Raw genomic sequence first — 26,396 nt, 5'->3', positions numbered from 1 at the left:
CAAATAGTTTTCATCACCTTTTTGGTGATGCAAATTTCACACGGGCAAAAACAACAATTGCCGACCTGGAAGCCTGGTTTTTTGGATATCCACCATATAAATACAGGTAGGGGAGATGCAACTTTTATGGTATTTCCGGATGGTACCACCATGCTAGTGGATGCAGGCGATATGTCCGAGACCCACCCACGAACAACGTCGAGCAGAAATGCAGCTTTGGTTCCAAACAAGTCCAGGACCGCACCTGAATGGATAGTGGATTATATAGATCAATACTCGCCAAAAAAACAAGAACGAAAGTTGGATTATGCCTTGATTACCCATTACCATGATGACCATTTTGGAGAGATAGATTCTTTGCGCAAGATTTCTGAAGGAGGATATCAACTTACGGGAATTATGGAGGTAGGCGATTTGATTCCCATCAAAAAATTGATTGATAGAGGATTTGATTATCCCATTGACCTGAAAGATGAAAAAGTACAATCCCAAGAAGAGTTTGTCAGGGACAAGTACGAAATGATCCCCAGTTTGAAGGAGTATTGGAAGTTCATCGAGTATCAATCAGAAAAGGTGGGATTGGAAAATGAGGCTTTGCAGGTAGGAAGCAGCAATCAAATTATATTGCAATATCATCCAAAGGATTATCCAAAATTTTGGGTACAGAACATCGCTTCCAATGGAAATATTTGGACAGGCTTTGATAATTCATTTTATCCACTTTTTAAAGAAGATGAATATCCTGGAGAAAACCCGTTGAGCAACGCCATTCGAATAGATTATGGGAAGTTCAATTACTATACGGGAGGTGATATTTCAGGAATCAATAGTTTTGGTCAAATGAATATAAATGATGTGGAGTCCCATGTGGCTCCCGTTGTTGGGCCGGTTGATGTAGCTACCTTGAATCATCATGGTAACCGAGACTCCCAAAACCCGTTTTATGTGCGCACCGTGCGTCCACGGGTGTGGATTCAACAAAACTGGACAGCCGACCATCCTGGCGAAGAGGTGTTGCGAAGAATAACATCAAAAAAACTATACCCCGGTGACCGGGATATTTTTTCAACCATAATGTTGCAAGGCGCAAAAGAAGTGATCGGTGACAGGTTGGATCAATATAAAAGTCAAAAAGGACATATTGTTGTTCGGGTGTATGACAATGGCGATACATACGATATTTATGTGTTGGACGATACATCCGAAGAGCGCGAAATAATAAGTAAGCATGGACCATACAAAGCGCGATAGGCACAACGCAGAATCTGTTGTGGAAGGCGACATCAACCTAACCTCGGCACGGGGTGATTGGTTGCGGCAAGAAATAAGCGAAGAGACAAAAAAACTACTGGAAAAAGATGCAAAATACTTTATGCATCAATCCATGTCCACCCCTTGTTTGGACGTGTTGCAAAATTGTGAGGGCTCCTATATTGAAAGTGTTTCTGGAAAAAAATACCTGGATTTTCATGGAAACAATGTGCACCAAATTGGATTTTCGCACCCAAAATTGGTTTCGAGATTAACGGAGCAACTTCAAAAATTGACCTTTTCGACCCGTAGGTATGCGAATGAAACGGCCGTTCAGTTTGTGGAAAAGCTAACGTCATACACCCCAAAGGGGCTTAATCGAATTTTGCTCACGCCCAATGGTAGTTCCGCCATTGGAATTGCCTTAAAACTGGCACGTGCCGTCACAGGAAAACACAAAGTAGTCTCTTTTTGGGATTCGTTTCATGGGGCTTCGTTGGATGCCATAAGTGTTGGTGGCGAATCGGTTTTTCAAGAACATATGGGGCCGTTGATGCCTGGTGTGGAGCGTATACCGCCCCCGATTACCTATCGCGGTATTTTTGAAGGAAATGAGGACAAAGCCCTTGAATATTTGGAATATGTGTTGGAAAAAGACCATCAAATCGGTGCGTTTTTGGCAGAGACCATTCGCAATACCGATGTACAAATTCCCTCACAAAGGTTTTGGAAAGGTGCTCGGGAATTGTGCACCAAACATGGTGTTTTGTTGATTTTGGATGAAATTCCGATAGCCTTTGGACGGACAGGCAAAATGTTCGCCTACGAACTCTTCGGCATAGAGCCGGATATTCTTTGTTTGGGCAAAGGATTGGGTGGGGGCATATTTCCGCAAGCCGCAATCATTACCCGTGAAGAGTACAATAAATTCGGCCACATCTCTCTTGGGCATTACACCCACGAGAAAAGCCCGATGGGTTCCATGGCCGGTTTGACGCTTTTGGAAGTTCTTGAAGAAGAAAAGTTATTGCAAAAGGTAAAGGAAGATCAAGAGTTTATGAAGAAAGCACTTTACAAAATGCACCGAAAATATTCTATGATTGGAGATGTAAGAGGTGTAGGATTGTTATGGGGCATAGAACTGGTAACCAATAGAACCACCAAGGAAAAAGCAACGGCCGAAGCCGAAGAAATTATGTATGAATGTCTAAAACAAGGCCTGAGTTTCAAGGTTTCCAAAGGAAATGTACTCCAACTATCACCACCATTGACCATAACCAGGGAAGAACTGGAAAAAGCTTTCGAAATATTAAACTGTGCTTTTCTAAAAATAAACACCATAGCCTAATGAGAAAAATAAACCAACTGTTGATTGTATTTTTTGTGGGCGTGATTCAAATCACGGCCCAAACAAAACCCCAAATTTTGGTGCAACCCTATCTACAGGATGCCGAACCCAATTCCATTGTGATTATGTGGGAAACAACGAGCGGAGAGGAAAGTATTGTGGAATGGGGAACTACGGAAAAATTGGGCAAAAAGACCTCTGGAAAGGCCGAGGACATCAATTTTTCGGATGCAAGGGTGCACACCGTAAAACTGGTAGGATTAAAACGCTTCACAACTTATTATTACCGTGTAAAAACAGGCAAGACCAAATCCGATATTTTCCAGTTTAAAACTCCCCCGTTTTCAAGTGACGAGGAATCTTTCAATATAGTTGCGATGAGCGATATGCAATATGATAGCCAACATCCGAACAAGTTTTCGGAAATCGTGAATCAAGGAGTGCTCCAATATCTCGAAAAAGAATACGGTGGCAAATTGCCCGATAATCTGGCCATGGTGATGATACCCGGTGATTTGGTTTCCACCGGCAGCAAATATTACCAATGGAAGGAACATTTCTTTGATCCAGCCCAAAAACTATTTGCCAAAGTTCCAGTGTATCCCGTTTTGGGGAATCATGAGCGGAATTCTGTTTTCTATTTCAAATATTTCAGTCTTCCTGAGAATGGAACCCCTGCCTATGCCGAACATTGGTGGTTTAAGGATTATGGTAACACGCGAATTATTGGGCTGAATTCCAACGAAGGTTACCGTGACCTTCCAGAACAGTATCAATGGTTGGAAAAGGTATTGGAGGATACCGAAAAAAATGATGACATTGATTTTGTTTTTGCACAATTGCATCACCCACATAAATCCGAACTTTGGATTCCCGGTGAAGAAGAATCAACAGGAAAAGTGGTGAAAATGCTTGAGGCGTTTTCCACTAAAACCGGAAAGCCCAGTATACACTTTTTTGGACATACCCACGGATATTCCAGAGGACAGTCCAGAGATCACAAGCACTTATGGATCAATGTGGCATCCGCTGGTGGAGCTATTGACAATTGGGGTGAGTTTGAAGGCAGGGATTATGATGAGTTCACCGTTACCCAAGATGAGTATGGTTTTGTAATGGTGGAAGTGGACGGAAACCGAAACGACCCAAAATTTACCATTAAAAGGATTAGCCAAGGGAACAATATAAAGTCAAGAGAAAATGAGCTTCGGGATAGCATCACCATTTGGCGATTGGAAAAAAAGCCAGAAGCACCCAAGGCGGTTTCCCCAGCGAACAATGAAATGGTAATGGAAGAATTCACTATTTTGAAAGCTAGTGAGTTTTCCAGTCCACTTAGCGGAGCATTCCATGCAGCATCGCACTGGCAGGTTTCCGAGAACAAAGATTTTGAAAAATTGGCTTTGGACAGTTGGAAACAATTTGAAAATTGGTATTACAAAGAAAATCGCCAAAAAGAAGATGACCTTAGGGATGAAATAACCAAACGTTTAAAATCTAACACTACCTATTATTGGAGAGTTCGGTACCGTGACCAAAATTTGAATTGGAGCGATTGGTCCGAAATAGCAACATTTAAAACACTACAAGAAAATGAAAAATAAAATTTTGTTTTTGATGGCTGCCATGGCAGCGATTTTTAATATCCATGCACAAAATTCAGGGGATACCAAAATAGTCTTAATCACTTTGGATGGTTTCCGTTGGCAGGAACTGTTCACTGGAGCGGATTCCCTGTTGATCGGGAACAATGATTATGTTGACGATGCCGATATGTTGAAAAGAGCTTTTTGGAGGGAAACCCCCGAAGAAAGAAGAGAAGCTCTACTTCCGTTTTTCTGGGGACAAGTCAAGAAAATGGGACAAATACATGGAAATCGAAAGTTGGGCAGTAAAGTTAACTTGACCAATTCCATGTGGTTTTCCTACCCAGGCTACAACGAAATTTTGACGGGAGCCGCAGACGATGCCCGTATCCGAAGCAACGATAAGAAACCAAACCCCAACACCACCATTTTGGAGCGTTACAACAATACCCCCGAAGGAAAGGGCAAAGTTGCCGCTTTTGGCAGTTGGGATGTATTTCCTTTCATTATCAACGAAGAACGTTCCGGTGTTCCTGTCAATGCAGGTTTTGAGGCCGCTACCGAAAATTTGAACGAAAGGGAAAAGTTTTTGAACGAGCTTCAAGAACAAATACCAAGCCCTTGGGGTGCGGTTCGGTTGGATGCATTTACCCATCATTATGCATTGGAGCACATGAAAAAAGAACATCCTAAATTGGTTTATATCTCCTACGGTGAAACAGATGATTTTGCCCACGATGGGGATTATCAAGCCTATTTGAAATCGGCGAACAATACCGATGCCTTGATTAAAGAGGTATGGGAATTCACCCAGCAGGATGATTTTTATAAGGACCAAACCGTATTTATTATTACCACGGATCATGGCAGGGGAACACAACCACTTGATACTTGGAGAAGCCATGGTGGCGATATTAAAGGAGCTGGTGCTGTTTGGATGGTAGCCTTTGGGAACGATGTGCAGCCAATGGGAGAGGTTGGTCAAGAAGAACAATTGTATTCCAATCAGTTTGCACCCACTATTTTAAAGTTGTTGGGAATGCCTGTTGTAGAGGATATTACTGGAGAACCCATAAAATTATAAGTTTAAGTAAGTTTGATTCAGTTTATTAGTTTGCGTTAATTTGCAATAGACCCGTACGGAATAGTACGGGTCTTTCTTTTTAAGCTATTGGAACATCTGATTGTTTTTCCCAAAATAGTTACCTTAGGGGAGTGCATTTATATAATATGAAAGAAGAACTATTAGGAACATTTAGCAACTATTTTGAACAACCCCTTATCGATGAAATTCTTGAAGTGGGCAAATTGATTGAAGTGCCTGCGGGCGAGACCATAATGGATATTGGACAATATATTAGAAGCATACCCTTGTTGTTGTCCGGAGCCATAAAAGTGCTCAGGGAAGATGAGGAAGGCGACGAACTGCTTTTATATTATTTGGAACAAGGAGAAACCTGTTCGGTAACCATGGCATGCTGCATGGGACAAACCAAAAGTGAAATCAGGGCAGTAACCGAGACCGATACTACCTTGGTGATGGTTCCCGTACAAAAAATGGAAGAATGGATGGGCAAGTACAAAGGTTGGCGAAACTATGTCTTTGAAAGCTACCAAAACCGCCTTAATGAGCTGTTGCAAACTGTGGATAACATTGCTTTTAAAAATTTAGACCAAAGATTGGTAGATTACTTAAAGAAGAAGGTTGAAGTAACCAACGATAACCGCATAAAAAATACACACCAAGAAATAGCTTATGATTTACATACATCACGGGTAGTGATTTCTAGATTATTGAAAAAGCTGGAAAAAATGAAAAAATTGGTGCTACATAGAAATTATATTCATGTAATAGATCTTTAAGTTTGTGCCCTTTGTTACTGGGGTTTGTCTTTAGCTAAACTATTTTTGTATAAAACCATTTGCATGCTCAAGAGGATTTTTCCCTTTTTATCGTGGATGAAGACGTATAATCGCTCTTTGCTTTATAGCGATTTAATTGCAGGTATTACTGTTGGTATTATGTTGGTTCCCCAAGGAATGGCATACGCCATGATTGCTGGCATGCCTCCCATTTATGGGCTGTATGCGGCGCTAGTACCCCAATTTGTTTATGCCATTACCGGAACATCCAGGCAATTGGCCGTGGGACCCGTAGCAATGGATTCTTTGTTGGTAGCAGCTGGGATTGGGGCCATGCAATTTGCCACAACTGAAGATTATATTTCGGCAGTTATATTTTTAACACTACTTATAGGTGTAGTGCAGTTGCTCTTTGGGTTTTTGAAGATGGGTTCCTTTGTTAATTTTTTATCCAAACCCGTTATTAGTGGATTTACCTCTGCAGCAGCCATTATGATAGGTCTGGGACAATTAAAACATATTTTAGGGGTAGCTTTACCGCAATCGAGTAAAATTTATCAGTTGTTGGGCAACATTTTTCAAAGTTTCGGTGATGTCCATTTGTTAACATTGGTCTTTGGTGTTTTGGTAATCCTATTGATTATTGGATTAAAAAAAATCAATAAAAAACTACCCGCTCCATTGCTGATAGTGGTATTGGGCATATTGGCAGTAGTATTGCTGAATTTGGATTCCAAAGGAATTAAAATAGTTGGTGCTATTCCTGAAGGATTACCTAATTTTCAGATACCAAGTGGCCCGTGGAATAGAATAGGGGAGTTTTTGCCCATAGCCCTTACCGTTGCCCTATTTGGTTTTATGGAATCTATCTCTATTGCTAAAACCATAGAAGAAAGGCACCCGGAATATGAAATTGAAGCCAACCAGGAGTTGAGAGCCTTGGGATTGTCCAATATATTAGGTTCATTTTTTCAATCATTCCCTGTTTCAGGGAGCTTTTCAAGAAGCTCGGTAAATGATGAGGCAGGCGCCAAGACCAATATGTCGCTTATAATCAGCACCCTGTTTATTGGCGGAGTTTTACTATTTCTTACACCTCTATTTTACAATTTACCTTCAGTTGCTTTGGGTGGAATTATTATGGTTTCGGTTTTTGGTTTGATTGATGTAAAATACCCTATTGTATTATGGAAAAATAGAAAAGATGAATTTTTTCTATTGGTGGCCACCTTTTTTATGACACTATTTATTGGTTTAATAGAAGGAATACTTTTAGGCGTATTACTTTCCCTATTATTACTGGTTTACAGAATCTCAAAACCGCATATTGCTGTTTTGGGCAGAATCAAAGGGACCACATATTTTAAAAACATAGACCGGTTCGCTGAGGATGTTGAGATAAACGATGATAAATTAATTTTAAGATTTGACGCCCAACTCTATTTTGGGAACAAGGATTTCTTCAAAAAACAACTATATCAGCAAATTGTAAAGAAAGGTGATAAATTAAAATATATTGTACTCAATGCCGAAGCCATTAATTATATTGACAGCAGTGCTGCTATAATGCTTGAGCGAATTATTTTGGAACTGCGGGAAAAGGGCATACAATTTTTAATTGCCGGGGCAATTGGCCCCACAAGGGATATTTTATATTCCAGTGGAATTATAGATGTGCTGGGAGAGGAAAATCTTTTTGTGCAGACGCATGATGCCGTGGATTGTTGCAACAACCCCAAAACCTTGAGCACAATACAAAAAAAAGTATCCCTCCAGTCCAAGGCAAAGACTTTGTAACTTTGGTCACAGAACTTTAGGGAACACAAGTTTATTTTTGATAAAAACCAAGATCACATGAAGATTGAACAGATTTATACAGGATGTTTGGCCCAAGGGGCATATTATATAGAAAGTGAAGGAGAAGCCGCTATAATAGATCCATTAAGGGAAGTAAAGCCCTATATAAAAAAGGCGGCGGAAGATGAGGCAAAGATCAAGTACATTTTTGAAACACATTTCCATGCCGATTTTGTAAGTGGGCACCTTACCCTATCCAAGGAAACTGGGGCTCCGATTGTATTCGGTCCCACAGCAAGTCCTTCATTTGATGCAATCATAGCCGAAGATGGGCAAGAATTCAAATTGGGCAAAATCACCATAAAAGTGTTGCATACACCTGGCCACACCATGGAAAGTTCAACCTTTTTGTTGAGGGATGAAAACGGGAAAGACCATGCAATTTTCAGTGGAGATACTTTATTCCTTGGCGACGTTGGTCGTCCAGATTTGGCCCAAAAAGCAGCTCATTTGACACAGGAAGAATTGGCGGGAACCTTGTTCGATAGTCTTCGCAACAAAATTATGCCTTTGGCCGATGATGTAATTGTTTATCCGGCACACGGAGCTGGCTCCGCTTGCGGAAAAAACATGATGAAGGAAACCGTGGATACCTTAGGCAATCAGAAAAAGATGAACTATGCCCTAAGGGCTGATATGACAAGAGAAGAGTTTGTCCAAGAAGTTACAGAAGGTCTTTTACCACCACCACAATATTTCCCCTTAAACGTAAAAATGAACAAAGAAGGATATGAGGATATAGATAGGGTTTTGGCAAGGGGTACACAGGCATTGAACCCTGATGCGTTCGAAGTAGCAGCAAATGAAACTGGAGCCATTGTCCTAGATGTTCGTCATCAAGATGATTTTGCCAAAGGACACGTTCCGCGTTCCATCTTTATCGGTTTGGACGGAAGCTTTGCCCCTTGGGTGGGAGCGTTGATAGCCGATGTAGAACAACCGATATTGCTTATAACTCCAGAAGGAAGGGAAGAGGAGACTGTTACCCGTTTGTCCAGAGTAGGGTTCGATAATACATTAGGTTATCTTAAAGGAGGTATCAAAGCATGGATAGAAGAAGGAAAGGAAGTAGATGCCGTAGACAATGTTAACGCTAAGGAATTTAAGAAAATGATGGATAAAGGAGTCCCCGTTGTTGATGTTAGAAAGGAATCCGAGTATATAGGAGAGCATGTAATGGATGCCCAGTTGGCACCATTAGATTATTTGAATGATCATTTAGCGGAATTACCCGAGAAGGAAACTTTTTATATTCACTGTGCCGGAGGCTATAGGAGTATGATTGCTTCATCCATTCTTAAAAGCAGGGGTATCCATAATTTGGTGGATGTTTCAGGTGGTTTTGCAGAAATCAAAGATGCAGGGGTTCCAGTAACCGATTATGTGTGCCCTTCTACATTAAAATAGATTAATAATATCCATATGAGACATATAATCAAGTTTGTCCTGTTCCTTGTTTTTGCGGGAACACTTTCCTGTCATTCCCAAAAAGATAAAGTTATCACAAGGATTGACAAGGCTGAGATGAATTCCAATGTTATTGGAAAAGCAGTGCAGTTGATCGATGTTCGAACACCAGGGGAATACAATGCCGGACATATCGACGATGCCATAAATTTTGATATAAGCAAGTACCAAAACTTTATAGAGCAAATCAACACTTTGGATAAGGAAGATCCGGTTTACTTGTATTGCGCCGTTGGGGCAAGGAGTATCCATGCTGCAAAAATTTTGAAAAGCAAGGGCTTTACCAAAATTTACGATTATTCCGGAGGGTATGACGATTGGATTCGCGACTAAACAGTATTTGGCCTTTTTTTGTTTATGTAACTATCGTTACTGACCGGGATAGGTTTGATGAAGTACTTTGGCTTCTCAAAACAACGATAGTATGTCAATATTTAGTTTTTTGTTCAAAGAACAGAACCTTCCAGATGAAATTGATATTTTGGATAGAGAGGACTATAAAAACGCAATTTCCAAAGGAAAGGTTCAGCTGGTTGACGTGAGAACCAGGGGCGAATTTATGTCCGGCCATATTAAAGGGGCCAAGAATATAGATTTTTTTCAAGGGGCTTCATTTGAAACGGCTTTCTCAAAATTAAACAAAGATCAACCCATATATCTGTACTGCCAGTCAGGTAACAGAAGTCAAAAAGCTGCTAGAAAACTGGTGATAATGGGTTTTTCCAAAGTGTACGATCTTAGGGGCGGATATAGAGCATGGAGCTATTAATAACACGTCAATAAACATGAAAACAACACTGCAAGTACAAAATCTTAGATGTGGGGGATGTGTCAAGACCATTTCCAATAAACTCTCGGAAATAAAAGATATTAAAGATGTGATTGTGGATAAGGATAGCTCATCGGTCAGCTTTGGTCATCAAAGCGCCGATGACGCTTCCTTAGCTAAAGAAGCGCTCAGACAAATGGGATATCCCATCATCGATGAACAAAATGGCTTTGTGGAAAAAGCGAAATCTTTTGTAAGTTGTGCTAGTGGCAAAATATCACGATAATGAGAAAAACTTTCTTTTTAATAATGGTTGTATCGATTGCTTTGTCCTGTAAACAAGGATCAAAGACGTCGGAGGAAAAATCGAGTTTAGAGAAACCTGATTATGTAAGTATGGGCATGACCTATGCCCAAGAAACACAGAAAGTTTTGGGAAAAACTTTAATGGGCACCATTCAGAACAAAGGGGTTGAAGAGGCTGTGGTTTTTTGTAATGAAAGAGCCTATCCGCTTACCGATAGCATGGCCACAAATTTCAAGGCTAGAATAAAAAGGGTTTCCGACAAACCAAGAAATCCTAACAATTTGGCAAATGCCGAAGAGCTTATTCATATAGAATCGTTTAAAAAAATAATTTCAGAAGGAGATTCCATTAAGCCTGTTGTAAGCGAAACAAGCGGTGAAGTTCACTTTTATTATCCCATTGTCACTAATGCAATGTGTTTAAATTGCCATGGAATTCCGGAAAAAAATATTGCCCCGGAAGTTTTGACCCATTTGACCGAACTATATCCAGATGATCAGGCAACGGGTTATGGTCCTGATGAGGTAAGGGGTATTTGGAGTATTGTCTTTGACCTTTCAGATAACTCCAACTAAAATGCTATTTCTTGGGCCTTTTAAAGCCGTACACCAATTGTCCCCAAAAACTTTTGGGTAGTTCTTCATCACCTGGGAACCCCAATTCAATTTTGCCTCCGCTTTCGGGAATATAATTGGTCTTGAATATATAATCCCAGATACTAAGACTTATACCAAAATTCACACCGTAAGAACCCTCAGGAATGGTGTAAGCATGATGGTACAGGTGCATCACAGGGTTGTTCAATAAATACTTTAATGGACCATAAGTGATTTTAATATTGGAATGGTTGAAATGCCCAATGGCAATCGCAGCAAAATGCACAATATAGGCCTGCTCAGGTTCAAAACCACCTAGAACCATCACGCCAATGGTTTTTAAGGGCTTGTAAAATATATTTTCCATCCAATGGAACCGCAAGTGTGCGGCGAAACCCATTTCCTTTACACTGTGATGTACTTTATGGAACTGCCAAAGCACAGGATATTTGTGAAGTAATACATGGGTAAACCATTGTACAAAATCCAATATTACAAAAAAGACGAGTAATTGAACCCACTGTGGCCAATCGGCAATATCAACAATGGTCAGCGTTTTAATCGTGATACCCACATCATTAAAAAAGACTCCAAGTACTTTGTAGACCCCGCTTATAACAATGGCAAAAATGAAAAAGTTGAAGAACATGTAAAATGCATCCAGCCAAAAATCCTTCCTAAATATAGATTGTTCTTTCCGCCATGGAAACAGAATTTCCAACCCCCAAACTAGTAGGGAAATCAGGATCAGTCCCCAAAAATAATTGCTGTACCAGGGAACATCGAAAAGGATAGATCTCCAAGTCCACCTGACAGTTCCAAAAAAACCGTTAATAAAAGCATCAAAATAATCCAACATATCCGTACTAGGTCGTTTGTAAAGCTAAAAACTGTATAGAAATTTAAAAATACTCTAAAAATAAACTCGGCAATGTAACCAATGTTACCATAATACATCTGTTCAAGTCATACTTTTGTCGTAATACTCTGAGTATCAAAAACTGTGCATATAGAAGAATACAGATTCGTTTTTTGACATTTTATAAAGTAAGAACGATAAATCCACGATTATGAAAAAGAACATGGGCGGCGCAGACCGCACAATTCGAATTATCCTTGCACTTGGTGTTGGAGCATTATACTATTTTAATGTGATTACAGGAGGACTGGCTTATGTACTGCTGGCTTTGGCAGCAATATTTGTATTGACAAGTTTTATTGGTTTTTGTCCTTTGTATACCCTTTTCGGGATTAAAACATGCAAGGTCAAAAATTAGGTTTTTTTGGTTGGTTGATAAAGAAGGCCGCTCTATATAGGGCGGTTTTTTTATTGCTTTAAATTAGAGAGTTAGGTTCAATTTATATGAGCTTTGTCATTTTTTTAATTGGATAAACCCATTACATTTGTTTCAAAATTAAAACCAATACATTGTGAAAATACTGAATAATATTCCTTTAGTAGTATGGGAAAACGGTATCTGGATGATAGGTGTGTTTGCCCTAGTTGTCATTGTTTTGATTGTTGCAGTTTTGGCCATGATCAATAGTGGTAAAAAATAAACCACATAGATGCAAAAAATGGATTTAATGTAAGGATGGTTTGTTTTTATGTTAAATCCATTTTATGTAACCTAAAGTTCTAGCTTTCAAGGATACTTTTGATTGATAAAAACAATGTCCATGTAAACCGAAATTCCAGCTCGGATTTAATTTACCTTTACGGTTGCTTTTCATTACATCTACCCACCTTTGAGCATAGGCTTACTTTTGGTCATAGGCGAAAACTATCTATATCAGGGAAGCGTGATCTTTGACTTTTTGAATCCTTATGCATTGATGACCGGTTTTACCACCTTATCACTTTTTATGGCCCACGGAGCTATTTTTCTACTGTTGAAAACTGAAGGCTGGCTGTTTGCCAAGTTGACCAGGTTATTAAAAAGGGGTATGATCTTTTTTATGGTCAGCTTCGCGGTGACCACACTCTATACCTTAATTTATATTCCGCATCTGTCAGACGATTTTAAGAGCAATCCATCACTTTTTATAATTCCTTTACTCACTTTTCTTAGCATAGCCAACGTGCCCAGATTGGCTAAAAAAAGAAAGTATAAATGGGCCTTTCTGTTTTCATCTTTAACCATAGCGTTTTTGTTGGTCTTGGTAGCCATAGAACTCTATCCCGTGTTATTGCGTTCCACTATAGATCCCCAGTACAATATTGATATATATAATGCCGCATCATCAACAAAATCCTTGCAGATTATGATGGTTATTGTCGCCATAGGTACTCCTTTGGTACTGTTCTATACCATATTTGTTTATAAAACATTCTGGGGAAAAGTAAAATTAGACGAGACCAGTTATTGATTGCGGTTCTTTTGTTTTATCCTCATTAAGGACACCCCATAAGGCTACTTTTTTCATTTTCATATGTGACCTAGGTCACTTTATATCAGCCTGGTTACTAGTAAATTTGGATAAATAATACTAAAATGTCCAAAATAGTTATCCTTGGAGCTGGTATTGCAGGCCACGTTGCTGCATCCCATCTCAGAAGAAAGCTCTCTAAAGAGCACGAGGTAGTGGTGGTATCACCAAACAGTAACTACCAATGGATTCCTTCCAATATTTGGGTGGGAATCGGAAGAATGAAACCGAAAGACATCTTATTCCCATTGGCACCTTTATACGCCAAAAAAGATATTGATTACAAGCAGGCAAAAGCGGTTAGTTTCCATCCCGAAGGCGATGCAGAAGTGACCAAACCCTATGTCTTGGCAGAGTATGTTGTGGGCGAAGAAAGAGGAACTACGGAGAAAGTAACATACGATTACCTCATCAATGCTACTGGGCCAAAATTGAATTTTGAGGCTACAGAAGGATTATCCCCCGGTAAAAACAAAGCATATTCGGTATGCACTTATACCCATGCCCAAGAAGCATGGGGTGGATTGGAAGGGCTTATAAAAGAGATGAAAGAAGGCAGAAAAGCCAAAATATTGATTGGCACGGGTCATGCCAAATCTACTTGTCAAGGTGCCGCCTTTGAATACATTTTGAATGTGGAGCAGGAACTAAGGAGGCACAACGTAAGGGATATGGCTGAAATCACTTGGATTGCCAACGAATATAAACTCGGGGATTTTGGTATGGACGGTATGCTCATGAGTTATGGCAGCAATATCATGAAGTCCAATGAAATGGTGGAAATGATTTTTGAGGACAGAGGAATTTCTTGGATTTTAGGTGCGGCTGTCAACAAAGTGGAAGATGGCGTGGCCCATTACGAGACTTTGGATGGGGAATACAAAAAGGAAAGCTATGATTTTGCCATGCTGATTCCTTCTTTTTCCGGTCATGGCTTTAAGGCCTATGATAAATCCGGTGGTGATATCACAGATAAACTCTTTAGGGGGTTTATGATTGTGGATGCCGATTACACACCCAAACCTTATGAAGAATGGAGCGTCCAGGATTGGCCAGAAACCTATCAAAACCCGTCATACCCGAATATTTTTGCCCCAGGAATTGCTTTTGCACCACCGCACGCTATTTCCAAACCAAGAAAGAGCAAAAACGGCACGGACATTTCTCCGGCACCTCCGAGGACGGGGATGCCTTCCGGGATTACAGCAAAAATTGTGGCGGACAACATTATCAACATGATCAAACACTCAAATACTCAGCTCCACCACAAAGGTTCGATGGGTAATATGGGAGCAGCTTGTATTGCATCTGCCGGTTTTGGCATGACCAAGGGGAGCGGCGTGAGCATCACTACCTTCCCGATAGTTCCCGATTACAACAAATATCCGGATACGCAAGGCAGAAAATTGGGTAAAACATTTGGAACCATTGGTCTTGCGGGGCACTGGTTAAAGTTGGCCCTGCATTATGCCTTTATATATAAAGCAAAAATGAAACCTTTTTGGTGGTTAATCCCAGAATAGATAGTTATGACACGTAGAATATCCAAATACAAACGATTTATAATGATGAACCCCATTATCCAATTTTTTAAGTTCATCTATTTGAGCATTAAAGTTTTGATTGTTGTGGCAGGAGGGCATGGGGGAACCCGGAATGCCTAGACCCTGATTTTCATCATTGTTAAATGCCTCAATACAGGAATGCTTTGTAATGATTTCTCTGTATTGAGGTTTTCTTTTGAGCGATTTTCTCAGTAACACAAGTTACTGTGCAGGAACATTAACAAATATAATTTTGGCACAAACTAAGTATGTATATGAAACGATTATTTGTTTTAATAATATTCTTTTATGCGCAGGGACAATTATTTGCCCAAGATCGTGTAAAGATTTCCTTGGAGGATGTCTTGATGCGGGTACAAGAATCTAATGCCAGTATTAAGGTATCTGAGCAGGAAGCTAAGATGGCAAAATACGATTATCGATTTTCCAATTCTGTGTTCTTGCCACAGATTTCTGTTTCCCATACAGGAATGGCAACCACAAACCCATTGATGGCCTTTGGTTCCAAGCTCAACCAAGAGATTTTGACCCAGGCAGATTTCAATCCGGATTTGTTGAACGACCCCGATCAGATTGAGAATTATGCCACAAAAGTTTCTGTGGAACAACCCTTGATCAACTTGGATGGGTTCTATCAGCGAAAAGCCGCTAAAACTACTATGAAAGCCAAAGAACTTCAGGCTATGAGAACAAGGGATTACTTGGATTTTGAAGCCCAAAAAGCTTATGGTCAATTGCAATTGGCACACCAGGCCGTAGCTGTATTGCAAAAAGCCTACGAAGCAGCCGATGCAAACTTGAACATGGCACAGAACAGTTATAATCAAGGATTGCTTCAAAAAGCCGACTTGCTTGAAGTTAAAGTAAGGGTTACCGAGGTTTCCGATCAGTTGAAAACAACCAAGAGCAATGTGCAAAACGCATCGGACTATTTAGCTTTTCTAATGAACGAGCAGGGAAATGTAGTCTATGAGCCATCCGAAGAATTGATCCCGGATAATCTAGTTGAAACTGCAGAAGTTTCTTTGGAAAACAGATCAGATGTAAAAGCAATGGATTTGGTGTCAGAAGCCTATAAGGCCAATATGAGGGCAGATAACATGACTTTTTTGCCAAGGCTGAACGCTTTTGCCAGTTATGAAATGTACGATGATCAAATTTTCCAGGCCGATGCCAAAGGATATATCATCGGGGCAAGTTTGAGCTGGGATGTTTTTAAAGGATCGCAACGATTTGCGAAAGCAGGAAAGAGTAAAACGAGTTATGAAAAAGCTAAACAAGAATACGAACAGTACGTCTCCAAAAGTACTATGGAGCTACAACGCACCAAAAGGATGGTCGAGGATGTAGAAAGCAGGCTCCAGACCTCAAAATTGGCTATGGAACAATATGAAGAATCGTTAAGGATTCGTACCAATCGGTTTAAGGAAGGCTTGGAAAAAACAACCGATTTATTGATGGCGGAAGCCACATATGCCGAAAAACAATTGGCCTACTATCAAACCATTTTTGAATACAATCAAGCACAATCCTTATTAACATTTTTAACCAAAGAATAATTGTAACATGAAAAACACTACGATATATAAAAGTTTTATGCTAGCCGTATCCTTGGGATTTGTTCTGATGGGATGTGGGGGCAATGAAAAACAAGCAGTGAGCACTGCCGAGGCCGTGCCAGTGACCGTTGCCGATGTGGATACTGGGGACAGTTCCACCATTTTGGCTGGTAGTGGGCAAATAACTGCCGTGAACAGTACCTCATTGAGCACTCGTATGATGGGCTATGTAGAATCCTTGCCGGTCAAGATCGGTCAAAAAGTAAGGAAGGGAGATCTTCTTATTTCGATAAACAATGTGGATCTACGTGCAAAAAAAGCCCAAGTAGAAGCGTCCATTATGGAAGCTACCGCTGCTTTCAACAATGCAAAGAAAGATTACGAAAGGTTCCAGAATCTTTTTAATGAAACCAGTGCATCCCAAAAGGAACTGGATGATATGACCTCTCGCTATGAAATGGCAAAAGCCAGATTGGAAGCTGCAAATCAAATGAAGAACGAAGTGAACTCCCAGTTTGCTTATGCCAACATCAGGGCCCCATTTAATGGAGTGGTTACCAACACCTATATTGACGAAGGTGATATGGCTAATCCCGGTGTTCCTTTGGTTTCTGTGGAAGCACCAGGGAAATTTGAGGTAGTGGCCAAAGTTGCGGAGAATAACATTTCCAGTATCAAAGAAGGAACCAAAGCCCAGATACAGGTAAAAGCTATAGATACCATATTGACTGGTAAAGTGTCCGAATTGAGTGCCTCAGCTCAAAATACAGGAGGCCAATATTTGATGAAGGTTTTATTGGACGAAACGGAAGCCAAGATTTTGTCAGGTATGTATGCAACCGTTAGGCTGGAGACGGATCAAAACGGCAATGGAAAACAAATTGTTACGGTTCCGTCCACAGCCTTGGTGCATAAAGGCCAATTAACCGGGGTTTATACCTTGGGACAAGACAACGTAGCCCTTTTGCGCTGGTTGCGATTGGGCGAAAACTATGGTGATGAAGTAGAAGTGTTGTCCGGCTTGTCCAAAGGAGATCAATATATTGTCTCCGCTGAAGGAAAGTTGTACAACGGAGCTAATGTAACCATTCAATAACCTAAATAAGGACTAATGAAAGACGGACTTGCAGGTAGAATAGCCAAAGGGTTTATAAGCTCCAAACTAACGGTGCTCCTAATGATTGTATTTATGGTCATTGGGGTATATAGTTCTTTTCTTATTCCAAGAGAAGAGGAGCCGCAGATAGATGTGCCCATGGCAGATATTTTTGTAGGGTATCCAGGGGCCAGCCCAAAAGAGGTGGAATCCAGGATCACAAAACCACTGGAAAAAATCATATCAAATATAAAAGGCGTAGAGTATGTGTACACTACTTCCATGCAAGAGCAAGGGATGGCCATTGTACAATTTTACGTAGGGGAGGACATTGAAAGATCCTTAGTGCGCCTGTACGATGAGATCAACAAGCATATGGATCAAATGCCCGAGGGAGTTACCATGCCCTTAGTAAAAACACGGGCCATTGATGATGTACCCATGCTTGCACTTACACTTTGGAGTGAAGAATATAACGATTTTCAATTAAGGGAAATTTCAGGAGAGCTCATTAACGAGATTGAGAAAGTGAATGATGTCTCTATCACCAAAAAAATAGGAGGGCGAGACCGTCAGCTTCGTGTTGTGGTGGATAAGGATAAAATGGCAGCATCGGGTATTGATATGCTGGCTGTGGCCCAAATGATAAAGGCTAACAACCAACAAATGGATGCTGGTAATTTTTATGCCAATGATACCGAGTTTCATATAACCACTGGAAAGTTCTTACAGACCAAAGAAGATTTGGAAAACTTGATAGTAGGGACCAAACAAGGACAACCTATCTATTTGAAACAAATTTCAACGGTGGTTGATGGCCCTGAGTTACCAAAGAATTACGTGTCCCTTGGGTTTGGTGCTGCTAGTGAAAAATCTGAAGCATATAATTCAGAATATCCAGCTGTAACTATCTCCATTGCCAAAAGAAAAGGGGCCGATGCCATGAAAATAGCAGATGTGGTTTTGGAAAAAGTAGAACACCTTAAATCCAATCTAATTCCAGACGATGTCCATGTAGAAGTAACCCGAAACTACGGGCAGACCGCATCTCAAAAAGTATCGGAATTGTTGATGCACTTGATGGGTGCAATCATTGCAGTGACTTTTGTGGTAATGTTGGCCATGGGATGGCGAGGTGGATTGGTAGTATTCCTTTCCGTACCCATCACTTTTGCACTGACTTTGCTGAGTTACTACATGCTGGATTATACTCTAAACCGAATCACCTTGTTCGCTTTGGTGTTTGTAACGGGAATTGTGGTGGATGATTCCATCATTATTGCAGAGAACATGCACCGTCATTTTAAAATGAAACGCTTGCCGTTCAAAGATGCTGCATTGTATGCCATCAATGAGGTGGGTAACCCTACCATTTTGGCCACCTTCACGGTAATTGCATCCGTATTGCCCATGGCATTCGTGTCCGGATTAATGGGGCCCTATATGTCCCCAATGCCCATCGGCGCATCCATCGCAATGTTGTTATCGTTGTTTGTGGCATTGACCATCACACCTTACTTGGGATACATCTTCCTACGAGAGAAGGACAAAAAGAAGAAAGAAGAGAAAAAACCGGTCGAAATTCAAGACACCTTTATTTATAAGGCTTATGCACGGTTCGAAAGCCCTTTGATTGAGAGCAAGAAAAAAAGATGGATGTTCTTGGGGATTACATTCTTCCTGTTGATTGCCTCCGTGGCCATGTTCTTTACCAAATCGGTGGCAGTAAAAATGTTGCCTTTTGATAATAAGAATGAGTTTCAAGTAGTACTTGACCTTCCCGAAGGAACAACATTAGAACGAACATCAGCGGTGACCAAGGAAATTGGCGCATACCTATCCACCCGACCTGAGGTGGTCAACTATCAGACCTACGTGGGTACATCTGCCCCGATTACATTTAATGGCTTGGTTAGGCATTACGATCTCCGTGGAGGAAGCAATATGGCTGACATTCAGGTAAACCTTGTGGACAAACACGATCGTAGCGAACAGAGCCACGATATTGCAAGATTGCTTCGACCCAAGATCCAAGAGTTGGGCAAAAAATACAATGCTAATATCAAAATAGTTGAGGTGCCACCAGGACCTCCTGTTATGTCAACCATTGTTGCCGAGGTTTATGGGCCTGATTATGACAAGCAGATCGCGTTGGCTGATAAGGTAAAAGGCATTTTGAACAATACCGCAGATGTGGTGGATGTGGATTGGATGGTCGAGGATGACCAAGTGGAATATGATTTTGTGATCGATAAAGAAAAAGCCATGCTCTACGGCGTTACCCCACAACAAATTGTTCAGGTGATGGCGATGGCCTTTAGAGAACAGCCCGTATCCCATATTTATCGAGAAGAAGCCATTGATCAAATCGGGATTGTGCTTTCCATTAGTGAAAAGGATAAATCCAGCTTGGATGATATCAAACAATTGAAAATAGCATCCCAGCAGGGCAATATGGTGTCTGTGGGAGATTTGGTATCCATAAAAGAAGATGTGAAGGCCAAGAGTATCTACCGAAAAAACCAAAAGCGTGTGGTTTATGTAATGTCCGATATGGCAGGGGAATTGGAAAGTCCGGTCTATGCCATTTTAGGCATGACGGACAAACTGAACCAGTTGGAACTCCCCAAAGGATATTCCATAAATGAGCTTTACATGGAACAACCCCAATTTGAAGATGATTATACCGTAAAATGGGACGGAGAATGGCAAATTACCCTAGAGGTATTCCGTGATTTGGGAATTGCTTTTATGGGCGTAATCGTAATCATTTATATGTTGATTGTAGGATGGTTCCAAAACTTTAGGGCGCCTATGGTGATGATGGTCGCTATTCCTCTTTCATTGATCGGCATCGTGTTGGGGCACTGGTTGCTTGGGGCATTCTTTACCGCAACATCCTTTATTGGTATGATTGCCTTAGCAGGTATTATGGTGCGGAACTCCGTCCTGTTGATTGACTTTGTCAACTTAAGGTTAAAAGAAGGTGTTCCCCTAAAACAAGCGGTATTAGAAGCAGGTGCTGTGCGTACCACCCCTATTTTATTGACTGCGGGAACCGTTGTTATTGGAGCTTTTGTGATTTTGTTCGACCCTATTTTCCAGGGATTGGCGATATCACTTATGGGAGGAACTATAGTGTCCACTGTTTTGACACTGTTGGTGGTCCCATTGGTTTATTATATGATTGAACGTAAAAATTACAACTAAGATGAAAATGATCATTGTTACCACGGTCGAAGAATATAAGGATGAAGTGTTTAAATTGTTTAAAAAGGCCGGAGTGGAAAGCTTTAGTGGGTCAGATATTGATGGCTACAAAAAAGCGGCACCCTTGATGTACACCAGCAGTTGGTTTCCGAGTGAAAGGGGAGGGGCCGCCTCTAACATGTACTTCTCTTTTACCGAAGAAGAAAAGGTGACCGAATTGTTCAAATTGATAAAACAATTCAATACAGAAAGTGAAACAACGAACCCAATCAGGGCAGTGGAAGTTCCTATTGAAAGAACCGTTTAATAAGAGAATTATGAAAAATAGAATCGTAAGAGGAATAGCAGGAACATTTATACTGATAAGTTTAATATTGGCTATTTATGTGAACATGAAATGGCTTTGGTTTACGGCTTTTGTTGGGGCAAATTTGTTGCAATCATCATTGACCAAATGGTGCTTGCTTGAAGACATCCTTAAAAAGTTCGGAATATCCGATTCAGATAAAAATTGCTGCTAGTATTTTAGCTTGTTTGTTATTTAAGGCATTTTAATGACCTTTGCACTAAACCTCACGAAAATGCTTTATCAACCTTGGCCTTGGTACGTAGCCGGGCCACTTATCGCCCTGATCATGGCTCTATTGATCCTAATGGGCAAAAGATTTGGAATGTCCTCCAACCTTGAAACCTTTTGTTCCATCGGTGGAGCGGGAAAATTCACGGATTACTTCAAGATTGATGTAAAATCCAAACGATGGAACCTTTTGGTAGTCCTTGGCTCTGCTATTGGCGGATTTATCGGGGCAAACCTGCTTTCACCGAATCAAGCTGTGGATATTTCAGATAAAACCGTTTCAAAACTGCAGGAGCTTGGTTTTGATAGTGCCGGGACCTCCTATTTGCCCACAGAACTTTTTGGCATGGAATCCCTTTCGGACCCCAAAGTTTGGATCATCCTTTTGGTGGCCGGTTTTTTGGTGGGCTTTGGAACTAGATATGCCGGAGGATGTACGTCTGGGCATGCAATTTCTGGTCTGAGTAATTTACAGCGACCCTCTTTGATTGCCGTCATTGGATTTTTTATTGGTGGACTTGTTATGGTACACCTATTGTTTCCCTTAATTTTTGCATCATGAAGAATTTGGCATATATCCTTATTGGTTCCTTTTTAGGAATAGTTTTGTACAAATCGGAAGCAGCATCATGGTTTCGGATCTATGAAATGTTCCAGTTCGATTCCTTTCACATGTATGGCATAATTGGTTCTGCTTTAGGGTTGGGAATTGTTTTGGTTCAGTGGATAAAAAAATCTAAAAAGAAGTCTTTCTCTGGAGAATCCATAAGTATCCCTGATAAAGAAAAATCTTTTGCTCGATATATTATTGGCGGAACACTGTTTGGGTTGGGTTGGGCACTGGCAGGAGCTTGTCCGGGACCCATATATATTTTGGTTGGAGCAGGTTATTGGTCCATTCTAATTGTGTTGATTGGTGCACTGCTCGGAGCCTTTGTTTATGGTGTTTTGAGGGGTAGATTGCCTCATTAAGTAGATTTGACGGGATAAAAGGGTTAAACAACGATAATGGATGGTTCGTTGGCAACTAGCCTATAGCTTTGACGGTTCCAAACCTACTTAATTATCCCAGATAATGAAGCTAACCACATTTATCATTGACGATGATTTAGTGTCGCAATTTGCAACAAGGTACTGCATACAACAATCCCAAGGCGATTTTGAGATTGTAACCTGTTCCAGTGGCGAAGAAGGGGTGCAAGCCTGTTTTACTTCACTTGATCAACATAACAGATTACCGGATATAATCTTCCTGGACCTTGTAATGGATGGGATGAATGGATGGGACTTCCTAGAAAACCTACGAAATTTGTTCAAGGATCATAAGCTTCCAAGCGTGTATGTACTTTCAGCCTTTACAAATGCTTCGGATAGGACAATCGCCAAAAGACATGAACTCATTGCTGGCTATGTGGATAAGCCCTTATCCCGCGCATATTTGGAGAAAATCCTGAGTGAGGAAGGAAAAAAACGAAATATGGGATAGCTTGCTGCATTTACATTGAAAAAATCATCTTAAATTGATTCTTGACCTTCGTAAAGTTTTTTGAAAAACCATATTTTTGCATTCCATTTTATAAATGGCCCCGTAGTTCAATGGATAGAATAGAAGTTTCCTAAACTTTAGATGCAAGTTCGATTCTTGCCGGGGTCACTTTTTGACTTCCGAATGATTCGACAAATCATTAAATAATTGAAAACCAGATATTTAATATTTTTTGATTTCAATTGAATTTCTTTGATATGTGCTTTAAAAGTTCACAAATCGTCAACATTTTTTAGGTTACTGTTTTAAACTAAGTAATTAAAATTCAGTAATTTAGTTGGAACACTCGATTTGATTTGACTTTCGTCTTCGTCAACGTTTAACAAAAAGAAGGCAATTATGAGGTCAAATTCCACTTTTTCCGTACTCTTAGGTTACCTTTTATACCCTTAATTACCCCTAGGTTGAAGTTCGATTATACAAGGGTGAGTACAAAATCACAGAAACACGATTTACAGATAGATTAATATTGTTTTTATATTAAACCTAATAAAATCTTCAGATTTTGTGTAGTTTCTTTAAATTGTAGTTATCAAGATTCGTTTTATGAAGATGCAACAACTTATATACTTAATTGTTTTTTTACCCTTTACCCTGTTCTCACAAAACAATGATATCAAAGGTATTATTGTTGATTCAAAAACCGGTCTAGGATTACCTTATGTAAATATTGGCATTGTTAACAAAGGGATTGGAACTGTTAGTGATGAGTATGGTCAATTTATATTAATGCTAAACTCTGAAATTTCAAATGAGTCAATAGTTCAAATATCATCGATTGGCTTCGTTACCAAAAGAATTAAGGTTAAAGAGTTAAAAGAAATTCCAAATAATAAAATTTCGCTAGAGGAAGATATTTATCAATTAAATGAAGTCGTAGTCTCTGTTAAAAGAAAGGAAAAATATAGAGATGAAACAATCGGATTTAGTTTTCAGAGCAAAAAGAAGTTAGGCTATTGGAGAGGTGATGGGTCCTTAGGTGCCGAATTGGTTACGAAAATATATGTTGATAAAAAAACGAGGAAACTAAACTCGTTTATTTTTAGGGTCTTAGAAAATGTATCTGACAGTTTGTTAATGAGGGTGAATATATATAAAGGAAATACAATTGAGCCTAAAGAAAAAATTAATAAAGTAAATATACTACACACAATTACAAAAAACTATGGGCCTGAAGAGGTCGATTTAAGAAAATTTGGAATCTTTATCGATGATGATTTTATGATAGGTTTGGAACTGTTAAAAGTATATGGAAATAATATCGACCTAGTCCTATCTGCAAGCGATGAACCTGGTTATTCATATAGAAGGTATGCAAGTCAGGACAAATGGACGAAATTTAGAGGTGATGCGATGAGTTTCTCTTTAAATACATTAGCCTTAGTTGACGACACAAAAGTTGAAAATATTAAAAAAGAGCGTGCCAAATTGGTATTACATGAGCAATTTGAGGACAATCCATTAATTGAAAAATTCAATGTAAAAAATACAGTGTATCGAAATATTTCTGGAATGGTCTTTAATGATGGGGATCCGTTACCAAATGTCACAGTAAAATTGGGAGAGTTTTCTGCAACAGGAACACTTACAGACTCCTATGGACGTTATAATATTATGGCAAAAGTTGATGATGAATTGTTTTTCTCATATTTGGGGATGGAAAATGCGCATAGAAAAGTTACGGAAAACACGTACAACCTTAACATTAACTTAAAACGAGAAGTTAATGAATTATCCAACGTTACGGTAACTGGAAGAGAAAAGAAAAAGAGGTCTCAAAAAGAATTGTTTGAAGAATACAATAATGATGAACATATAATTAAGACAGGTTTTGGTATTATTGAAAAAAAGACGGCTTCTATTGCAATGGAAGTTGTTGATGTTGGTAGCTTAACTTCACGGCCTACGGATCTAATACGTTTAATTGAGCAAAATTTTTCAGGAGTTAAGTTAGGTACCGTTGAGCTTTCAAATGGCGGGGATAATGTAGCTATTTTTTTAAGAGGCAGGACATCGATCTTAAACCCAAGACCTGCCGTTTATGAAGTAGATGGGATATTATACAGTGAAATCCCTAATTTTCTTAATACGGACAACATCAAAAGAATCTCAAAATTAGCAGGGGTCAATGCTACAAGAAAGTATGGAAGTATTGCATCGGGAGGACTTTTTATTATCAATACAAATGGAGCCAATTTCTCGCCTAATTCGGAGTTAATCACTGCTATCCCCAATAATAGAAAAGAAACCAATCTATATAAAGGTGATGCTCTTAGTGAACGGGAGTATCTGGCTAATCTGCCCGAATACCTTAAGGACATTAAGTCCTCGCCTTCTTTTGAATCGGCGTCCAAAGTTTATGTTAAGTATAAGAACTCCTATAGTACATCTCCTTATTTCTTTTTGGACATGATTAATTATTTTCTAGATTATTGGGAAGAAGAGAACCTTCATGAGAAGATAATTGAGAAAAAAGGCTCTCTTTTCTCAAAGGAAACCAAATATCTTAAGGCTTTAGCATATATTTATGATGCGCATGGATTGTACGAAAAATCCATGGAAATCTATGAAAGGATTTACAAACTAAAACCCAACTCACCTCAGTCATTTCTAAACCTTGCTCGGTCATATTCAGAAAATGGGTATTATATAAAGTCAGCAAATATTTATGGCAGATATAATTATTTGTTGAATCAAGAATTCCTGGTTGCTGATGTTGATGGTTCCCACCCTATAATAGTCCGAAATTTTAATGTTTTAATCTCCAATAGCGGTGAGAATATATTAACGGAAAATATTGAGGAATTTAATGATCATGACAAACTTCCAATTGAAGAGGGTACCAGGGTGATTTTTGAGTGGAACGATGAAAATGCTAGTTTAGAATTACAATTCGTGGATCCTAAAAACCGATATTTCAAATGGAAAAATTTGTCAAATTATGAGTTGGGAGAAAATTTGAGATGTACATGTAAGGAATACATTATTGACAACGCATCTTTGGCAGGAAAGTGGTTGATTAATAATAACTATGGGGGGAATACTCATTTAACACCAAGCTATCTAAAAATATCTATTTATAAGAATTACGGCTCGCCTTCTGAAACAAAAGATGTGAAATTGTTTAGATTAAGTCTTAAGAATGTGAATCAAAATTTGTTAAATATAAATATATAGAGATGTTTGTTCATTTGGTCAGATATAGACACCCCGATCTTTTGTATTGACCTTCGGAATGTTTATGTAAACGTACTTCACAAAGCAATTCTTTTGGATTTTGCGGTTGGGAATATTTGGTTGTGGATAATTTTCAAAGTTCAAGAAAAAGACACTTTTGAGAAAGTAAGGCAGTATTTAACAAATGATAGA

At 39.6% G+C, this 26,396-nt stretch carries 26 protein-coding genes and 1 tRNA gene; 26 read left to right on the top strand and 1 reads right to left on the bottom strand.

Annotated elements, in window-relative coordinates:
* The first annotated feature begins 27 nt into the window (after positions 1 to 27).
* The 11 genes from MWU56_RS10085 (at position 28) to MWU56_RS10035 (ending at position 11,023) form a co-directional block, all read left to right on the top strand.
* Entirely contained in the window at positions 28 to 1,251 is a 1,224-nt protein-coding gene (locus MWU56_RS10085) for a ComEC/Rec2 family competence protein (protein ID WP_247044190.1), read from the top strand.
* Positions 1,229 to 2,599, top strand: coding sequence for an aspartate aminotransferase family protein (locus tag MWU56_RS10080; RefSeq protein ID WP_247044189.1), 1,371 nt, complete (start codon positions 1,229 to 1,231; stop codon positions 2,597 to 2,599). Before MWU56_RS10085 ends, MWU56_RS10080 begins: the two co-directional genes overlap by 23 nt.
* A complete protein-coding gene (locus MWU56_RS10075; protein ID WP_247044187.1) occupies positions 2,599 to 4,203 on the top strand; it encodes a fibronectin type III domain-containing protein in 1,605 nt (534 codons plus the stop codon). The genes MWU56_RS10080 and MWU56_RS10075 overlap by 1 nt, the downstream gene beginning before the upstream one ends.
* Positions 4,193 to 5,269 (top strand): sulfatase-like hydrolase/transferase, encoded by a 1,077-nt coding sequence (locus tag MWU56_RS10070; protein WP_247044185.1) that lies wholly within the window; start codon positions 4,193 to 4,195, stop codon positions 5,267 to 5,269. Before MWU56_RS10075 ends, MWU56_RS10070 begins: the two co-directional genes overlap by 11 nt.
* A gap of 146 nt (positions 5,270 to 5,415) precedes the next feature.
* Complete coding sequence (locus MWU56_RS10065; protein ID WP_247044183.1) at positions 5,416 to 6,048, top strand: Crp/Fnr family transcriptional regulator; 633 nt, start codon at positions 5,416 to 5,418, stop codon at positions 6,046 to 6,048.
* A gap of 63 nt (positions 6,049 to 6,111) precedes the next feature.
* Positions 6,112 to 7,845 carry a SulP family inorganic anion transporter gene (locus MWU56_RS10060; protein WP_247044181.1) on the top strand — a complete coding sequence of 578 codons (1,734 nt, stop codon included), beginning with the start codon at positions 6,112 to 6,114 and terminating at the stop codon, positions 7,843 to 7,845.
* A 57-nt stretch (positions 7,846 to 7,902) separates the two neighbouring features.
* Positions 7,903 to 9,312: an MBL fold metallo-hydrolase gene (locus tag MWU56_RS10055; protein ID WP_247044180.1), complete on the top strand. Its 1,410-nt coding sequence runs from the start codon at positions 7,903 to 7,905 to the stop codon at positions 9,310 to 9,312.
* A 15-nt stretch (positions 9,313 to 9,327) separates the two neighbouring features.
* Positions 9,328 to 9,705, top strand: a complete 378-nt coding sequence (locus MWU56_RS10050) for a rhodanese-like domain-containing protein (RefSeq protein ID WP_247044176.1) — start codon at positions 9,328 to 9,330, stop codon at positions 9,703 to 9,705.
* A gap of 91 nt (positions 9,706 to 9,796) precedes the next feature.
* A complete protein-coding gene (locus MWU56_RS10045) occupies positions 9,797 to 10,141 on the top strand; it encodes a rhodanese-like domain-containing protein (protein WP_247044174.1) in 345 nt (114 codons plus the stop codon).
* Between the two features lie 16 nt (positions 10,142 to 10,157).
* A complete protein-coding gene (locus MWU56_RS10040) occupies positions 10,158 to 10,427 on the top strand; it encodes a heavy-metal-associated domain-containing protein (protein ID WP_247044169.1) in 270 nt (89 codons plus the stop codon).
* On the top strand, positions 10,427 to 11,023 hold the full coding sequence (locus MWU56_RS10035) for a DUF3365 domain-containing protein (protein WP_247044168.1): 597 nt from the start codon (positions 10,427 to 10,429) through the stop codon (positions 11,021 to 11,023). Before MWU56_RS10040 ends, MWU56_RS10035 begins: the two co-directional genes overlap by 1 nt.
* A gap of 4 nt (positions 11,024 to 11,027) precedes the next feature.
* Here MWU56_RS10035 and MWU56_RS10030 read toward each other — a convergent pair whose 3' ends face one another.
* Positions 11,028 to 11,903, bottom strand: coding sequence for a sterol desaturase family protein (locus MWU56_RS10030; protein ID WP_247044166.1), 876 nt, complete (start codon positions 11,901 to 11,903; stop codon positions 11,028 to 11,030).
* A gap of 211 nt (positions 11,904 to 12,114) precedes the next feature.
* Between MWU56_RS10030 and MWU56_RS10025 the strand changes: the two genes are divergently transcribed.
* From MWU56_RS10025 to MWU56_RS09965, 15 genes are all read left to right on the top strand, one after another.
* Positions 12,115 to 12,321, top strand: a complete 207-nt coding sequence (locus MWU56_RS10025; RefSeq protein ID WP_247044164.1) for a DUF2892 domain-containing protein — start codon at positions 12,115 to 12,117, stop codon at positions 12,319 to 12,321.
* Between the two features lie 154 nt (positions 12,322 to 12,475).
* On the top strand, positions 12,476 to 12,604 hold the full coding sequence (locus tag MWU56_RS16565; RefSeq protein ID WP_262917816.1) for a hypothetical protein: 129 nt from the start codon (positions 12,476 to 12,478) through the stop codon (positions 12,602 to 12,604).
* Positions 12,605 to 12,793: 189 nt separating this feature from the next.
* Positions 12,794 to 13,414: a cytochrome d ubiquinol oxidase subunit II gene (locus tag MWU56_RS10020; protein WP_410548936.1), complete on the top strand. Its 621-nt coding sequence runs from the start codon at positions 12,794 to 12,796 to the stop codon at positions 13,412 to 13,414.
* A 125-nt stretch (positions 13,415 to 13,539) separates the two neighbouring features.
* Complete coding sequence (locus MWU56_RS10015) at positions 13,540 to 14,997, top strand: NAD(P)/FAD-dependent oxidoreductase (RefSeq protein ID WP_247044162.1); 1,458 nt, start codon at positions 13,540 to 13,542, stop codon at positions 14,995 to 14,997.
* Between the two features lie 6 nt (positions 14,998 to 15,003).
* On the top strand, positions 15,004 to 15,138 hold the full coding sequence (locus MWU56_RS16560; RefSeq protein ID WP_262917815.1) for a hypothetical protein: 135 nt from the start codon (positions 15,004 to 15,006) through the stop codon (positions 15,136 to 15,138).
* Between the two features lie 155 nt (positions 15,139 to 15,293).
* On the top strand, positions 15,294 to 16,598 hold the full coding sequence (locus MWU56_RS10010) for a TolC family protein (RefSeq protein ID WP_247044161.1): 1,305 nt from the start codon (positions 15,294 to 15,296) through the stop codon (positions 16,596 to 16,598).
* A 7-nt stretch (positions 16,599 to 16,605) separates the two neighbouring features.
* Positions 16,606 to 17,694 (top strand): efflux RND transporter periplasmic adaptor subunit, encoded by a 1,089-nt coding sequence (locus MWU56_RS10005; protein ID WP_247044157.1) that lies wholly within the window; start codon positions 16,606 to 16,608, stop codon positions 17,692 to 17,694.
* Between the two features lie 15 nt (positions 17,695 to 17,709).
* Positions 17,710 to 20,904, top strand: coding sequence for an efflux RND transporter permease subunit (locus MWU56_RS10000; RefSeq protein ID WP_247044152.1), 3,195 nt, complete (start codon positions 17,710 to 17,712; stop codon positions 20,902 to 20,904).
* A gap of 1 nt (position 20,905) precedes the next feature.
* Complete coding sequence (locus MWU56_RS09995) at positions 20,906 to 21,211, top strand: hypothetical protein (protein ID WP_247044148.1); 306 nt, start codon at positions 20,906 to 20,908, stop codon at positions 21,209 to 21,211.
* Positions 21,212 to 21,221: 10 nt separating this feature from the next.
* Positions 21,222 to 21,425: a DUF2892 domain-containing protein gene (locus MWU56_RS09990; protein ID WP_247044147.1), complete on the top strand. Its 204-nt coding sequence runs from the start codon at positions 21,222 to 21,224 to the stop codon at positions 21,423 to 21,425.
* A gap of 60 nt (positions 21,426 to 21,485) precedes the next feature.
* A complete protein-coding gene (locus tag MWU56_RS09985; RefSeq protein WP_247044145.1) occupies positions 21,486 to 22,043 on the top strand; it encodes a YeeE/YedE family protein in 558 nt (185 codons plus the stop codon).
* Entirely contained in the window at positions 22,040 to 22,453 is a 414-nt protein-coding gene (locus MWU56_RS09980; RefSeq protein ID WP_247044144.1) for a YeeE/YedE family protein, read from the top strand. The genes MWU56_RS09985 and MWU56_RS09980 overlap by 4 nt, the downstream gene beginning before the upstream one ends.
* A 103-nt stretch (positions 22,454 to 22,556) precedes the next feature.
* Positions 22,557 to 22,967 carry a response regulator gene (locus MWU56_RS09975; RefSeq protein ID WP_247044143.1) on the top strand — a complete coding sequence of 137 codons (411 nt, stop codon included), beginning with the start codon at positions 22,557 to 22,559 and terminating at the stop codon, positions 22,965 to 22,967.
* 96 nt (positions 22,968 to 23,063) lie between these two features.
* Positions 23,064 to 23,135, top strand: a tRNA-Arg gene (locus tag MWU56_RS09970).
* A 438-nt stretch (positions 23,136 to 23,573) separates the two neighbouring features.
* Positions 23,574 to 26,204: a carboxypeptidase-like regulatory domain-containing protein gene (locus tag MWU56_RS09965; RefSeq protein ID WP_247044136.1), complete on the top strand. Its 2,631-nt coding sequence runs from the start codon at positions 23,574 to 23,576 to the stop codon at positions 26,202 to 26,204.
* Positions 26,205 to 26,396: the final 192 nt, after the last annotated feature.

The sequence above is a fragment of the Allomuricauda sp. F6463D genome, from assembly GCF_023015965.1.
Lineage (GTDB): Bacteria > Bacteroidota > Bacteroidia > Flavobacteriales > Flavobacteriaceae > Flagellimonas.
This window is presented reverse-complemented; position numbering and strand designations above follow the sequence as displayed.